This is a genomic window from Pseudomonas sp. BS-2016, from assembly GCF_001806145.1.
Classification (GTDB): Bacteria; Pseudomonadota; Gammaproteobacteria; order Pseudomonadales; family Pseudomonadaceae; genus Aquipseudomonas; species Aquipseudomonas lundensis.
In genome coordinates this window covers 1-248 of the sequence record NZ_MLCT01000005.1, presented here as the reverse complement: position 1 = coordinate 248, position 248 = coordinate 1, and the positions used below count along the sequence as shown (strand labels likewise).

The 248-nt window shown below is 61.7% G+C and carries 1 protein-coding gene; it reads left to right on the top strand.

What is annotated here, in order from left to right; genetic code table 11:
- On the top strand, positions 1-248 hold a 248-nt coding region (locus tag BKD70_RS00065; protein ID WP_139145771.1), incomplete at both ends, for an RHS repeat domain-containing protein.

Genomic DNA, 248 nt, shown 5'->3' with positions numbered 1-248 from the left:
CAAAACCAGCGTTTGGGAGTACAACGACCTCGGTCAGATGGTCTGCTTCACCGATGCCGCGGGCAACAAAACCGAGTACGTGTACAAGGCGGGGCAACTGATCCTGATCACCCACCCGGACAACACCGAAGAACGCTTCAGCCGCGACGCAGAAGGCCGACTGCTGGCCCACACCGATGGCCTCAACCGCTGCACCACCTGGCGCTACACCGCCGCCGGTTTAATCGACGAACGTATCGACGCCGCCG